General features: G+C 44.1%; 13 protein-coding genes and 2 tRNA genes. 6 read left to right on the forward strand and 9 right to left on the reverse strand.

Annotated features, from left to right (window positions below):
• Window positions 1–48: 48 nt before the first annotated feature.
• The 5 genes from C0033_RS26900 to C0033_RS07230 form a co-directional block, all read right to left on the reverse strand.
• On the reverse strand, window positions 49–192 hold the full coding sequence (locus tag C0033_RS26900; RefSeq protein ID WP_180994605.1) for a hypothetical protein: 144 nt from the start codon (window positions 190–192) through the stop codon (window positions 49–51).
• A complete protein-coding gene (locus tag C0033_RS07215; RefSeq protein WP_103227196.1) occupies window positions 162–1949 on the reverse strand; it encodes an aminopeptidase P family protein in 1788 nt (595 codons plus the stop codon). The genes C0033_RS26900 and C0033_RS07215 overlap by 31 nt, the downstream gene beginning before the upstream one ends.
• Window positions 1950–2930, reverse strand: a complete 981-nt coding sequence (locus C0033_RS07220; protein WP_103227197.1) for a D-isomer specific 2-hydroxyacid dehydrogenase family protein — start codon at window positions 2928–2930, stop codon at window positions 1950–1952.
• On the reverse strand, window positions 2927–4351 hold the full coding sequence (lpdA, locus tag C0033_RS07225) for a dihydrolipoyl dehydrogenase (RefSeq protein WP_103227198.1): 1425 nt from the start codon (window positions 4349–4351) through the stop codon (window positions 2927–2929). The genes C0033_RS07220 and lpdA overlap by 4 nt, the downstream gene beginning before the upstream one ends.
• Window positions 4352–4498: 147 nt before the next feature.
• Window positions 4499–5800: a DUF1576 domain-containing protein gene (locus tag C0033_RS07230; protein WP_103227199.1), complete on the reverse strand. Its 1302-nt coding sequence runs from the start codon at window positions 5798–5800 to the stop codon at window positions 4499–4501.
• A gap of 304 nt (window positions 5801–6104) precedes the next feature.
• On the opposite strand from C0033_RS07230, the gene C0033_RS07235 reads away from it, so the two are divergent.
• From C0033_RS07235 to C0033_RS07250, 4 genes are all read left to right on the forward strand, one after another.
• Window positions 6105–6178 (forward strand) — tRNA-Pro (locus C0033_RS07235).
• 208 nt (window positions 6179–6386) lie between these two features.
• Window positions 6387–6773 carry an SMI1/KNR4 family protein gene (locus tag C0033_RS07240; RefSeq protein ID WP_103227200.1) on the forward strand — a complete coding sequence of 129 codons (387 nt, stop codon included), beginning with the start codon at window positions 6387–6389 and terminating at the stop codon, window positions 6771–6773.
• A gap of 25 nt (window positions 6774–6798) precedes the next feature.
• The gene (locus C0033_RS07245) at window positions 6799–7311 is read left to right on the forward strand and encodes a hypothetical protein (protein ID WP_103227201.1); all 513 of its coding nucleotides are present in this window, start codon (window positions 6799–6801) and stop codon (window positions 7309–7311) included.
• Between the two features lie 119 nt (window positions 7312–7430).
• The gene (locus C0033_RS07250; RefSeq protein ID WP_103227202.1) at window positions 7431–7694 is read left to right on the forward strand and encodes a DUF4241 domain-containing protein; all 264 of its coding nucleotides are present in this window, start codon (window positions 7431–7433) and stop codon (window positions 7692–7694) included.
• 67 nt (window positions 7695–7761) lie between these two features.
• Here C0033_RS07250 and C0033_RS27615 read toward each other — a convergent pair whose 3' ends face one another.
• Window positions 7762–7884 carry a hypothetical protein gene (locus tag C0033_RS27615; protein ID WP_278320743.1) on the reverse strand — a complete coding sequence of 41 codons (123 nt, stop codon included), beginning with the start codon at window positions 7882–7884 and terminating at the stop codon, window positions 7762–7764.
• A 493-nt stretch (window positions 7885–8377) separates the two neighbouring features.
• On the opposite strand from C0033_RS27615, the gene C0033_RS07255 reads away from it, so the two are divergent.
• Window positions 8378–9160 (forward strand): HAD family hydrolase, encoded by a 783-nt coding sequence (locus tag C0033_RS07255; RefSeq protein ID WP_180994606.1) that lies wholly within the window; start codon window positions 8378–8380, stop codon window positions 9158–9160.
• A gap of 124 nt (window positions 9161–9284) precedes the next feature.
• On the opposite strand, the gene C0033_RS07260 is transcribed toward C0033_RS07255, so the two are convergent.
• Entirely contained in the window at window positions 9285–9764 is a 480-nt protein-coding gene (locus C0033_RS07260) for a hypothetical protein (protein ID WP_103227203.1), read from the reverse strand.
• 57 nt (window positions 9765–9821) lie between these two features.
• Between C0033_RS07260 and C0033_RS07265 the strand changes: the two genes are divergently transcribed.
• A tRNA-Ala gene (locus C0033_RS07265) sits at window positions 9822–9894 on the forward strand.
• Between the two features lie 259 nt (window positions 9895–10153).
• On the opposite strand, the gene C0033_RS07270 is transcribed toward C0033_RS07265, so the two are convergent.
• Both C0033_RS07270 and C0033_RS07275 read right to left on the reverse strand, forming a co-directional pair.
• Window positions 10154–10825, reverse strand: a complete 672-nt coding sequence (locus C0033_RS07270; protein WP_103227204.1) for a cell wall hydrolase — start codon at window positions 10823–10825, stop codon at window positions 10154–10156.
• Between the two features lie 106 nt (window positions 10826–10931).
• Window positions 10932–12380, reverse strand: coding sequence for a hypothetical protein (locus tag C0033_RS07275; RefSeq protein ID WP_103227205.1), 1449 nt, complete (start codon window positions 12378–12380; stop codon window positions 10932–10934).
• Between the last annotated feature and the right edge of the window lie 4 nt (window positions 12381–12384).

Raw genomic sequence — 12384 nt, forward strand, 5'->3', positions numbered from 1 at the left:
TTTCACTCAAACAGGTGGACATGTTCCTTGAACGAAAAATTCTGCGCATTAAGAATCGCTAATACCCTGCAAAGTCATAGGCACGCCCATGGAAACTGCCGGAGCAGGCGCAATTATCGGAAGGCTGTTACAAAAACAGGGCTGCACCGCAGCCCCATTTTTTATATCTCCCTGGTATTCACTTTCAGCCATTGGGCCTCTTCTTCCGTCAGATAAGGCGCAATCTTTTCATAAACCGCCTTATGATACGAATTCAGCAGTTCAATATCCCGTTTATCCATCAGATTCTTATCGATCACATCCAAATCAATCGGCACATAGGTCAGATATTCGAATTTCAAGAACTTTCCAAATGCATTTTCCTCATCCTCCACGCAGAGGATCAGATTCTCCGTGCGGATTCCGTGACTTCCTTCTATATAAATGCCCGGTTCATCGGAGCAGATCATCCCCGGTTCGATCACGCAGCTGTCCTGGCGTTCAGGCACCATCTTCCAGCGGATTCCGTTGGGGCGCTCGTGGACATTGAGCAGATAGCCGATGCCATGACCGGTGCCGTGGTCGAAATTCAGCCCTTCTCTCCAAAGCGGCTCCCGGGCCACATAATCCAGGTTCAGTCCCCTGCATCCATGCATAAATTTCACTCCGCCCAAACGCAACATGCTCATAGCGACCAGAGTAAAATGCTTCCGTTCCTCATCGCTCACCGGCCCCAAAGCGACCGTTCTGGTAATATCTGTAGTTCCCTCATAATACTGGCCGCCGGAATCCACCAGATAAAGCCCCTTTGGCTTCAGCTCCGCGCAGCTTTCCTTTTCTGCATGATAATGGCACATGGCCGCATTGGCTCCGTATGCAGAAATGGTGGAAAAGCTCAGATCCAGACATCCCTGGTCCTTTCTCAGCATTTCCAGATAATCGGATACGCTCACTTCGTCCATTGGAATCACGCCGATGTTCTTTTTCAGCCAGCAGATGAATTTTGTCATGGCAACGCCGTCTTTTATATGAGCTTTTTTCATATTGGCAATTTCCACAGGATTCTTGACCGCTTTTGCCATGACCGTTGGATTCATGCTGTCAATTACACGGTTAGAGGAATCCAGCAGGTTACAGACCGCAAAATTGGTTTTCCCCTTTTCCAGAAGAACCGATTGATTGCGGCACGATTTTACAAACTCATAGACTTCCTCATATGGCCTTACCACAACACCCAGGTTGGACAGATAACTGCGGACTTCGTGATTTAATACCTGTTCCTGGATGAACAGAATCACCTCGCTTTGAGTAACTGCGGCATATGATAACACAACCGGATTACATGGAACGTCATTTCCCCTGATATTAAGAAGCCACACGATATCATCCAGAGTTGTAAGAATATGCAGTGTGGCCTTGGCCTTTTTCATCTCATCTCTAAGCTCCGCAATCTTTTCTGCCGCCGGTTTTCCCGCATAAGCTTCTTCCAAAATCCATACCGGCTGCGAGCTGAGCTCAGGACGGTCTTCCCAGATCATGCCCACCAGGTCTTCTTCAAAAGAAAATGTTACCTTTTTCTCTTCCAGCGCCTCCGCAAGAGTTTCTCCCATACCACAGTTGACCACTCTTCCGTCAAATCCCAGCACTCCCTGTTCCGGCATGACCTGTTCCAAATACTCTTCCACGGTGGGAACTTCAGGCTGCCCCATTTTTTCCAATATGATGCCGCTGCCTTCCAGTTCTTTGGCCGCCTGCACAAAATACCTGCCGTCGGTCCATAAGCGGACTTCCGTTTTCGTCACAACCGCTGTTCCTGCAGACCCGGTAAATCCAGTCATATACTCACGGCATTTAAAATAATCTCCCACATACTCGGACTCATGAAAATCAGACGTGGGAATCAGATAGGCATCTATGCCGCGTTTTTCCATCAGTGATTTCAAGCGTTCAATCCGTTTTGTTACTTCCATTTAATTTACCCTCCAGGGATTCTCCCCGCCATTTATAGTATCCACACAGCTCTTGATGGACAGCTCCACCATATCTCCCACCGCCTTATCCGTAAAAAATGCGGTGTGAGGCGTCATTAAAACATTTGGCATCGCATTTAAGACAGCCATTTCGTGATGCCCTACCGGTTTATATTTAAAATCTTTATAATAGATCTTTCCTTCATTTTCTATTACATCCAGGGCTGCTGCCCCCACCTTTCCGGACTCCAAAGCCTCGATCAGGTCTTTAGTGTGAATGAGAACGCCTCTCGCCGTATTGACAATCACAACCTTGTCCTTCATCTGGCTGATGGTCTCTTTTCGGATCAGATGATAGGTTTCCTCCGTAGCCGGAGTATGGAGAGTGAGCACGTCACACTGTTTCCATAATTCTTCCAGCGAAACATATTCAGCATACTGTTTTACACTATCTTTCTGATACAGGTCATAGGCCAGAATCCTGCACCCGAAACCGCTCAGATTGCGGATTACCGTCTCGCCGATCCGGCCGGTTCCGATAACCCCAACCGTCATGGAACAAAGCTCCCGGCCGCGGATTTCTTCCAGTCCGTAATCCTGGCCGATATACCGTGTCATGATCGCTTTCATTTTCCGGATAGCCATTAAAATGCTCATCACCGCATATTCTGCAACCGTATGTGCGGAATATCCCACATTGGACACCACAATCCCCAGTTCCGAAGCCCGCTTGCAGTCAATATGTTCAAAACCAACCGTTCTGGTAGAAATGACCTTCACACCAAGCTCATGAAACGTTTCAACCGTCGCCCCATCGATAGGCGTTGTAATTGTGCTCACCGCCTGGCATCCTTTGGCAAATTCCAAATTCCTCCCGGACGGGCTGTATGGGCAGGTAATAATCTCCACCCCATATTTTTTTCCAAATGATTCAAAAAATTCAAGCTCATCTTTTCTGCAGTTAAATGCCGCTATCTTCAATCCTGATCCTCTCCTTCTCTCATGGCATCCTCGATCGCCGCCGCTATTCCCTCGCTGTAAGTCGGATGAGCGCGCATAGCCATGGAAAGCTGCTGTGCCGTCAGGCCGTTTGCGATGGCAGTTGCCATCTCTCCGATCATATCCGTCGCCCTCGGACACACGATCTGAGCTCCCACGATGTTGTTGGAATACGCTTCAAAAACCAGGCGGATGAAACCATTTTCCTCTCTGGAAATGATGGATTTACCATTTCCGTCCATAGAATACTTTCCGCAGCGCACCTTCATCCCCAGCGCCTTTGCAGTCTCTTCCGTGATTCCGACCGTAGCGATCTCAGGGTCCGTGTAAATGCAGTTTGGCACGATGGGCAGTCTGGCAAACATTCCGTTTGGAACTACCGACAGACGGATGCTGTGGGACTTTCCTGCGATCTTCTCCACCACATAGGTTCCCTGCGCTGCTGCCACGTGGGCCAGCTGAATGGGTGCGATCACATCTCCAATTGCATAGATACCTGATTCACTTGTCATAAATTCAGAATCCACTGCCAGCCGGTTATCCTTCATCTCAAACCGGACATCCGCTCCGAACAGCTCATCCATGCAGGGAGTTCTGCCTACCGACATAAGAATCTGCCCCGATTTTATGCTGAGTTCCTGGCCTTCATACTGAATATGACAAGCCAGTCCCTCTTCTTCCGTGATCTCTTTCACTTTTGCACCACAGTAAATCGTGATCCCTTTTTCCCTCAGTTCCTTTTCCAGTTCCTTTGCCACGACTTCATCCATAGGCCCCAGCAAATGACTTCCCTTTTCTATAATGGTCACTTTCGAGCAGAGCGAATTAAAAATGGTGGCGAATTCCACGCCGATCACCCCGCCGCCGATTATCGTTAAGCGGTCAAAATTCCAATTGGTAGCGGCCAGCAGCCGGTCGCTGTTTAACACTCCCGGAAGGTCCGCTCCCGGAACCGGAATGCTGGATGGCTTTGCGCCGGTAGCGATTATTATATAATCTGCTTCATAATAGTCTTTTCCATCCACACTTCTGACTTCAACCGTTTTATTCCTTCGAATCGTCGCAGTTCCGGTTATTAAATCGATGTGATTCTTCTCAAACAGATGATGAATCTCATCCCTGTACTTCTTCACCGCACGTTTTTTATAATCCTGTATCTTTCCAAAGTCAAATGAGATGAAGTCCGTTGATACACCAAAATCATCACATGTCTGAAGCATGGAAAAAATGCTGGAGGCATGGAGCAAAGCTTTTGTAGGAATGCAGCCGCGGTTCAAACACACCCCGCCCAGCTTTTCCTTCTCTATTACAGCAACCTTCATGCCGAAGCCCGCCGCTTTAAGAGCAGCCGTATATCCGCCCGGCCCTGCCCCAATAATAATCAAGTCATATTTAATCGCCATATACAAGTCCTCCTTTTCACATATTAGGATTATAATAAAGAAACAGAAAAGGTGCAACAGTTATCCCAATTGATTAATTTTTCACGTAAAAATCCTCCGGAACGGCTAACACACCGGTCCGGAGGACTTAATATTAAATCATCCCGTCTATAGCGAGATATTCCCCTTGGCCCGCGCCTTTCTGTCCCGAATGGACAAAATTACAGGAACCATAAACGCTGCCAGAATTCCGCCTGCAAAGCCATTGTTATACAGATTCATGCCCGCATAAACACTTCCCACATTAAGAGCCATAGAAGAATGAAGGAAACCGGCCAACAGCCCGGCGAATACCCCAAATTCTCCCGCGATGGGCGCCAGAGTAGTGGAAAACAGCAGCGCCAGCATAGGCCCCGGATCCGTAATATTCCAAATCTTTAAAAAGCTGGCCAGCAATACCCCCACCATGATCGGCGCGATATTCCTGAGATGTTTCCCCGTAGCGCTGAATCCAACGATTGTAAAAATCCCGCCCAAAGTTGGCCCGTTTAAATCGCCTCCGATCAAAGCCACAAATGCGGTCGCAAATAATCCATTAATCCCCATGTTCATCAGTACCGGGGCCAGCCCCTCGCTTTTCACATAATCGGTACCGCCCAGCCCATAAGTTGACAAAATATGGCGGTAGCGTTCAAATACATGGCGTGAACTTGCCACTGCCGCTATAATCAGCCCCATAAAAAAGATGGTCAGCAGCCAGATAAACAGCTCATTATAACCGGTAGCCCAAATCAGCCTGCTCTCAGTCTGAATACCAAACGATTTAAACAGGGAAATGATTACGGTAGCAATAATGCCGGAAGAAAACCCTACGTTATAAAGGGAATATCCCTTGTGGGTGTAATACACATGAGTGGACAACGGCGGAAGCAAAAAGCCGATGGTAACTCCCACAAATAAACTGAGCACAAGCCTTACGAGCATAGGCAGATTCCCGATCTGCATCACCTGGGTGATGATAGGCGACAAACTGGTACCGTAAAACCCGATATAGATATATCGCGTAACAGAGGTTTTATGATATTTGGAATAAATCCAAATTCCCAATAAAATAGTCCAGATATTCAAAATATTCTTTCCAAACAAAGAGAAACCGAACATCAGAAAACTGGAGGTAATGGTATGTCCGTCCATCTCCATTCCTAAAAAATACACGATCCCAATGCACATATAGGTCAGCAGGCTGGCATTAATAAGAGCTGCCCCCACGCCCCCGATGGCAATATAATCCGTAATCAGAAAATCCGGTTCCTTGATAATCGTAATAATGCCTTCCACAATGCCGGAAGGAGACTGTAAAAATAACCCTGCAACCATAAAAAATGTGGGGAGCAAGGCAAGCACCATAAATTTCTGCTTATTTGTAAATGGTTGGCCTGTCTGTCTGATGCGTTCAACAATCTTTAACATATAGCTCTCCTTAATTCAAATGTATCGGTATAATTTTCTATTATATAAAAATACCGGCAGACCTTATCGATCAAAGGTTTGTCGGCATTCACCTGCCATTTTTATATCACAGCTTCAGGTGTTACGCATGAATCGATTATATCATAGGCAAATCTTTCTGACCATTTATTTTTTACGGAGCCAGAAATTTACTGGCCTTTTTTGCAGGATTTTAAAAGAAATGGTTTCAGGCAAATAAAATAAATGTAAAATTTTTTAAATTTTCTCTTTTCAATCTGCAATTCATTTGCTATAATGATATAAGCGGAGTATGGCGTAGCTTGGTAGCGCGCTCGGCTGGGGGCCGAGAGGTCGCAGGTTCAAATCCTGTTACTCCGACTTATATGATTCCTTGACATCCCTTGATTTCTTAGAAAATCAAGGGATTTTTATATTTTATAGAGGGGGAAACTTAAATGTCAATACGGACATTTGAACGAGCGGTCGAAAAAATAAAGCAATCGGGTGGGAGCGGTGTATTACATATTTCATGGTAAATCGGAACTGGCAGTTTCCTTTTAGGGAAATGAACGGAGGCGTTTGTATTATGATGGATTGGGACGGATTTAATTTTAATGAACCATATATGGGTGAAAAAATCGATAAGATAAATGATGTTATTCTACCTATGCAATATATAAATTTTATGAAAAAGCATAATGGGGGAGAAGGAGATATCGGAGAAACATGGTTGATACTCTTTCCGTTGGAGACTTTACAAGAAATAAATGATGATTATTGTATGGATGAATTTTTGCCGGACCATATCGTCATAGGGACGAATGGAAATGGTGAATTATACGGAATTGATAAAAATGGCGATTATTTTAATGTGCCGGAAATTATTGAAAAAGAGTATATTTCACTTCTGGGAAATGATATTGAAAAACTGCCGGATAAGATAAATGAACTTTGGAGGCAGCATAGTAATTAACTTTCATTTACAGGGGGAAAACGGTATGTCAACAGAGAAATCAAGGATGCATATAGAAGAAAGACGCATTTTCAGATATACCCGGGCTGACGCATGGGAATATACGATATCACAGGTCGATGTGATGGAAGGTGTAGAGAAAGGAAATGTGAGGTGCCTGTATTTTAATACACCTGGCATGCATGCCGACACAATCGTCGATTCCTGCTTTCTTACTGTTAGTCAAGAATGTATCGACCAGATTAGGAATGTCATGCTCAACCACTTGGACATTTGCAGATATGATAAAATTGAATTTCCAGCTGTTCTGGATGGGTTTATCAATACGTTTGAATTTGCGCCTGATAAATCTTTTTCCAATATAATTACTGTTTTCAATATCTCAGCATTCAGAGACGGTGCGAATGTGGCAATCTTTGGCAATCCTCCATACAAAGGAAAAGCGGTGCTGAATTTATTTGATGAAATATCAAACATACTTTTGGTTCATGGTGTAAGCCCAAAATATCTTGCGTTGGATTCTTCTGCTTCTGTGTAATGCGTTTTTTCAAAGACGGGGAATACTCTAATTCAATTTTAATAAGGAGGCGGCATAATGGGACCTAGAAAGAATGGCTGGAACTATACGAGCAGGTGAAAGAAAAAACGGTTTGACCTGTGGATTTGAATACCTATTTTGAATTGGAGGTGATCGCCAGTAAGCAGTTGGCGGTGATGGACATTGGGCTATGCTCCCTCCCCAGCGGGCGGGTACTTGTGCGTGAACCGTTGGTTTATCTGGGGGTACGGGACAGCCAGCCCTATTTCCAAACTGTTCCTGCTGGAATCTATCGGACAGAGGTGGCTGTAGTTAAGCCGGACGGCGATGGCGGCTGTGCCCGGTATACCGCTTCCCTTGGACAGAGATATAATGTAAAATGATATGATAGAGATAATAAATAATACACACAAAAAGAGGAACCTAAAAACCACAAGAAAGAACCAGAAGCTATTTATCTTTTTCAGCCTCTTTTTTCTCTTGATTTTGCTTTTTTTCTTCCCTTTTCTCTTTAATCCTCTGTTTTATTTTAAAAAATAGTTCTATTGCCATCTGATTTGCAATTTGTCCCATGTTCCGCCTCCAAAATTCTGATTTAAGTAAATTATATTATATATAAATATAAAATACAATGCAGAATGTCTATAAACGCACATGTAATCCGGCTCCTCAATTTTTATTCTGCAATTCCCACTCCCTAATAATAGGATTCCATTCCAGCCCTTTCATTTCAACACCGGCTTATGGGACTTCACAATTGTTTCACAAATTTTACAAACTTTTATCACAATATAGCAGTATATTATATTCATCAACAGGTTAATAAACCTTTTATATAGACTCTTTTTCATACTCTGGGCAGTTCCGTATTGGGACTGCCCTCCTCCTTGTTTAATCCGGGATTTTCCAGGTTAAATCATCTTAAAGCCAATGTATTAGAACATATAAATCATTCCAGTCTTTCACATTTCCTGAGATTGCAGGTTTACCTTATTTGTGATATTGTATTTACTAACATACAATACTTTTGAAACATGCCCTAAAATTATATACCTGGAGGAGTTACATGAAAACAATTATAAGCTTTGATTTAGATATGACATTATTGGATCACGGAACGTGGACCATTCCCGACAGCGCGTTGGCCGCATTGGAACAGCTGCGTAAAAACCATATTATCGCCCTGGCCACAGGACGGGACATGGATAACTATTACAGCCGTCTATATGCCGATATGGTAAAACCGGACGCGATTATACATATGAACGGGACTAAGATCACTGTAGGAGACCGGTTAATCTATGAACATTATATGGATTCACAGCTTTTAAAAGATGTGATGGAATACGCAGAGCTAAAAGGCCACAGCATAGGCGTCACCATCGGTGATGACGATTACTACATACATCCGGAAAAAGTGGTGGAACACGATATGAGACGATGGAATGAATCCGGCAGAAACTTCAAAGATCCCAGCAGCCTGATGATGCTGGGCGTGCGCACATTAGCTTACATCGGAGACGAGGCCGGAGCCAGAGAAATCGAATCACAGTTCCCGGAATTGAAACTGTTGATGTTCGCCGGACGCTGCGGAGCTGATGTTGTGGAAAAAAAGGCATCGAAAGCCCAGGGGCTGATCCGTCTCTGTGAACACTTTAACATCCCATTGGAGCATACCTTTGCATTCGGAGACAGCATGAATGACTATGAAATTGTTGAACAGGCGGGAACCGGAATCGCTATGGGAAATGCATTGCCTGAATTAAAGAAAGCCGCCGACTATATAACCACTGCCATCGATCAGGATGGAGTTTGGAATGCCTGCAGGCATTTTGGATTGATAGAATAAGATAGATTAAGACGGTGAGCCGCTGGAATGGGGAATGAAAGCCGCCGGGAAAACCGGCTGTACGCTTTCTATCCCCGGTTCCCTCGTCTGTGTATGTATTCCGCCACTCCGGCATATCACAAGTTTATTGGATCAGTGCTCCGTCATCTCCGAACTGATAGGTTACGCCGTCAATGGTTTTCTCGCCGGTCACCATATAGCCATCGGCATTGAAATAATAGTCTTTTCCGTCGATTCTTGCAAAGCCATTGGTATAACAGGTATCGTCTGACATCTGATACCGGCAGCCCTTATCACTCTTCTGCCAGCAGCCGGTCACTTCTTTCCTTTCAGCTGCCCTAGTTTCAGCTTCTGTGGATGTAGTGGTTCTGTAAGGACATACGCCATCTGAATGAAGATGGGCCGGATTGCCATCGCAGTAATAATGTTCGGAATCATGGCCGCTCCGATTCTGATTGTTGTGATGTCCATGGCCGTAACCTGTTCTTCCCGAATGGGCGTTGGCCTCAATCAATACTGATGACGGCAGAGTCACGGTAACAGCAGCTGTAAGAAGCAGACAGCTGATCATTCCTGTTGCCAGCCGTTTCATATTCTTTTTCATTTTCTTTTTCCTCCTGCATCTTGCTTTTTTACTATATTGTGGTACAATAAAGCCTATGGGGATATAGCTTAGCTGGGAAAGCGCTGCGTTCGCAACGCAGAGACCGCGGGTTCGAATCCCGTTATCTCCACTATTTATATGCCGGACTCCTGAGATTATAAGGTTTCCGGTATATTTTTTTGCTCTGGTTCTCCGTTCTGGATCATTGAATCTTACGCCATGACAGCCGATTGCCGCCCCATGTTTATATCGATTATATCATTACGGAGGAATTCAGGCCACTGGTATTTTCATATTTATTATTTTCCTATGCTTTTTATTCCCTTATCTTCCCCTCTTCTTTCTTTTATAATGAGATCCGGCCAGTTTAACCGGCCTTCTCCTCTTAATCAATAGCAGTAATAATGATAAGATGTTTTTAAATATACGCCTTTTCCCTGTTTTCCGCCGGATTGATAAATGACGCAGGAAGGCAGTACGCTTCCATGTTCTAAGAGAATCCTGGCATTTTTCCAGTTCTGTTCCGTTGGTTCCCGGTCATAGTTGCCGTCCCAAGTGCAGGCATACTGTCCTTTTTGGAAGACGACGTCTTTTATTGTATTAGGAAATTCTTTATGAGCAACCCGGTTCAGTACCACGGATCCTACATAAATCTGTTCTTCATCGGGATAGCATTGGGCCTCTCCCGCCAGTAAATGAGCCATGATGTACAAATCTTCCCGGCTGTAAGAGACCGGTGTTTCTGATAAATACTCCGATTTTATATAAGCATATCCTCTGCATGTGGTTACCATGCTCCAGCCATCGAGATCTAAAACCAATTCGAATTCTGTATTTTGAAGCGTCTGACCCACGATTCTGGAATGTGTGTTGGGTTCTTCCCGGATGTTGACGCCTTCTGCTGCCGCATATCTGCACGCAGTATCTGTGACATATGGTAATTTCATCTCAAACTGTGCTGCTGTCACCGCAGTTTTTTCAACCGATTCTTCCGCCTGCGCCTTGGCAGGCGTGACGCTTAAATCTAAAACAGTTAATATTATTAATAAAATTTGTTTCATCAAATCCTCCTAAGCAGTCCTTTCAGAGGATTACCGGTAATCCATTTTTATCTATATAAAACCTTGCGTTTGCAACCGCAGGTATTATAATTCCTTAACCGGCGATTCAGCTTTTGGCTTCCTGTTTCCGATTGATGTTCTTCATATATTTCAATAAGTCTTTTTTCATGTCCTTATAATTATCTTTTTGGTTCACAATATAGTCGCCTTTTCTCTTAAAAAAATCTACGATCCAATCATCCAGATCGATATCCGCTTGAAATGAATAAGCCACAAGAGCGGTTAACGAGGCTTTATTTCCCTCATCCAAAAGCGTTGAATTATTATCCACATTTAACGTCAAATCCTCAAGCACTTCCAGATACTGTTCCATATCTTCGTCCGTCACATTCTTGCATACATTCTCTTTGACGAAACGGATCAGGCTCAAATCAGGGTCTGCCTGTGTTTCTCCTCCTTCTATACAGAAATAATTCATCATAAGGCGTTCCAGAAGCCTTAACTTTTTAATCACAGTACTTTTGTCCTTTGTGGACTTATTGGCATCCAGATGGTCAAAGGATTCATTTTCACATTCCGGAAGTTCCGCACAGTGGAGCGAATTGACAAATTCGCGTAAGAACCCGGAAAACCTGTGATCCTCAAGCCCAAGCTTTGTGAATTTACGAAACAGAGTAAACCAGATAAATGAATTCTTGCTGTTGAATACCTGTCCTGCTTCTTCGTCCACGATTTTCATTAAACGGTCCAGATTCTCCTCTAATACCGTAAATTCTTCTTTACAGGCGTGTTCATTCAGATATTCTCCCATCTTTTTGCTCTGCTTTTGCCAGTTATCCAGATGAAACATGGCCATCACCGATTCGGAAACAACTCTGTCGATCACGCCTTTCTTCTTTTCATTCTCCGTATAGTTCCCGCAATCTTTGAAAAAGCGGTGGGAACCCGATATATTCTTTACATATCTTGCGACTGAATCCATATAGGTGATGCTGCTCTGAGTGGCATTCATGGACTTTTGATGGTTATATCTGCGAATGTGGTATCCGATCTCCTCGTCTGTGCAGTCTAAATGCTTGACCACATCCACCGGATAATTATCAAATTCTTCTTTCAATTTTTCAGGAAGATCCTCATATCCGGCCCCGCGCAGGTCGTATTGAACGCTTTCATATAAGATATTGCCCTCTTCATCCGTAAGCAGTTCGTCGTTTTCGCTTTTCTTGGCCGCCTGATAATAGACGAGGGGCATCTCCACAGATTTTCCCAGCTTAAACACTCCGTTCCTGTATTTTTCCAGAGTGGTCAGTCTCTGTAATCCGTCAATCAACCAGAGCGTGACGCCATTTTTTCCCAGCTGTTCGCAAATTTTAATCGAATCAATATCCTCATGCTTAATAACAGTGGCTACAAAACCGTCTCTGGTCTGTATATCCCACTGGTCCGCTTTCCTTTGCTGTGGATGATCTCTCCTGAGTTCTCCCCGCTTAAACATGTTCTGAAGAGTAGAATTCATATATGTATCATGCTTTGTTTTGTCTCTCACTAATTCCATTATC

Source organism: Clostridium sp. chh4-2, from assembly GCF_002899675.1.
Lineage (GTDB): Bacteria > Bacillota > Clostridia > Lachnospirales > Lachnospiraceae > CHH4-2.

Bases quoted from the DNA above. Each gene is read 5' to 3' on its own strand.
- C0033_RS26900 (WP_180994605.1), bottom strand. From the start codon at position 192: ATGGCTGAAAGTGAATACCAGGGAGATATAAAAAATGGGGCTGCGGTG.
- C0033_RS07215 (WP_103227196.1), bottom strand. From the start codon at position 1,949: ATGGAAGTAACAAAACGGATTGAACGCTTGAAATCACTGATGGAAAAA.
- lpdA (WP_103227198.1), bottom strand. From the start codon at position 4,351: ATGGCGATTAAATATGACTTGATTATTATTGGGGCAGGGCCGGGCGGA.
- C0033_RS07230 (WP_103227199.1), bottom strand. From the start codon at position 5,800: ATGTTAAAGATTGTTGAACGCATCAGACAGACAGGCCAACCATTTACA.
- C0033_RS07240 (WP_103227200.1), top strand. From the start codon at position 6,387: ATGATGGATTGGGACGGATTTAATTTTAATGAACCATATATGGGTGAA.
- C0033_RS07245 (WP_103227201.1), top strand. From the start codon at position 6,799: ATGTCAACAGAGAAATCAAGGATGCATATAGAAGAAAGACGCATTTTC.
- C0033_RS27615 (WP_278320743.1), bottom strand. From the start codon at position 7,884: ATGGGACAAATTGCAAATCAGATGGCAATAGAACTATTTTTTAAAATA.
- C0033_RS07255 (WP_180994606.1), top strand. From the start codon at position 8,378: ATGAAAACAATTATAAGCTTTGATTTAGATATGACATTATTGGATCAC.
- C0033_RS07260 (WP_103227203.1), bottom strand. From the start codon at position 9,764: ATGAAAAAGAATATGAAACGGCTGGCAACAGGAATGATCAGCTGTCTG.
- C0033_RS07270 (WP_103227204.1), bottom strand. From the start codon at position 10,825: ATGAAACAAATTTTATTAATAATATTAACTGTTTTAGATTTAAGCGTC.
- C0033_RS07275 (WP_103227205.1), bottom strand. From the start codon at position 12,380: ATGGAATTAGTGAGAGACAAAACAAAGCATGATACATATATGAATTCT.